1 protein-coding gene is annotated in these 1,226 nt (G+C 69.7%); it reads right to left on the bottom strand.

Annotated features, from left to right (window positions below):
• Positions 1–1,146, bottom strand: a 1,146-nt coding sequence (locus IEY89_RS40120) for an IS30 family transposase (protein WP_229695745.1), incomplete at its 3' end; no start/stop codon positions are given.
• Positions 1,147–1,226: the final 80 nt, after the last annotated feature.

Here is a 1,226-nt window from a genome sequence, read left to right as displayed (position 1 = left end):
GAGGCGCTCGGCTGGGGTTTCCCAGTCGAGCGTTTTGCGTGGGCGGCCGTTGAGTTCGGCGGCGACGGCGTCCAGGTGCTCGCGGCTGTGGCGGGACAGGTCGGTGCCCTTGGGGAAGTACTGCCGCAACAGGCCGTTCGTGTTCTCGTTCGATCCGCGCTGCCAGGGGCTGGAGGGGTCGCAGAAGTAGACGGGCATGCCCGTGGCCATGGAGAACTGGTGGTGCAGGCCCATCTCTGAGCCCTGGTCCCAGGTCAGCGAGCGCCGCAGGTGGACAGGGAGGGCGCTGACGGTGTCGATCAGCGCGTCGCGGACGGTGATGGTGTCGCGGTTGCCGGGCAGGTGGACCAGCATCACGTAGCGGGTGGCCCGCTCGACCAGGGTGCCGATCGCAGAGCCGCTGTTCTTACCGATGATCAGGTCTCCCTCCCAGTGGCCGGGAACGGCCCGGTCCTCGGCCTCGGCCGGCCGGTCGCTGATCATCACCATCGGTGCCGGATAGCGCGGGATCCGCTGGTCGGGACGACGTTGAGGCTTGCGGAGGGTGCGGCCGGTGCGCAGGGCCTTGGTGAGTTCGCGGCGCAGCTCGCCCCGGCCCTGGACGTAGAGGGCCTGGTAGATCGTCTCGTGCGACACGTGCATCTCCGGCTGGTCGGGGAAGTGCAGGCGCAGGCTCCGGCTGATCTGCTCAGGACTCCACTTCAGCCCCAGCCATGACTGGATGGTGTCACGCAGCACAAGACACGCCGCGATCTTCCCGCCCTTGGGGCGCGGACGGCGGGCCCTGGCCCGGGCGTGTGCCGCGTGCGGCCGGTACTGGCCGTTCACCGGATGCCGGTTGCGGCGGATCTCCCGGCTGATGGTCGACGGGCTGCGGCCCAGCTCGGCCGCGATCGCGCGGACCGTCGCCTTCTCCCGCAAGCGGTCGGCGATGTGTATCCGCTCATCCTCACCGAGGTAACGCGAGTCGCCACGGACCTCGATCAGGCGGGTCCTGGGTGCTCTGACACCAAGGACCGCGACCGCCGGCGCATCCTTCGCCCGCGGTCGCGGCCTCTTCACACGGCCCTCCGGCCGTCCGTAACGCCAATCCCTGCCGGTCCGCTCGTGCACTCCCACGACCCGGCAGGCCTGAGCGTTCCCCATCCCTTGATCCACAAGGGAAAGGTAGAGCTCACGCTCCTTCAACAGCTTCCGGGGCCCCTGCGGCCTCCGGTGCTCCCGGA

It is taken from the genome of Streptomyces lacrimifluminis (assembly GCF_014646095.1).
Taxonomy (GTDB): domain Bacteria; phylum Actinomycetota; class Actinomycetes; order Streptomycetales; family Streptomycetaceae; genus Streptomyces; species Streptomyces lacrimifluminis.
This window is presented reverse-complemented; position numbering and strand designations above follow the sequence as displayed.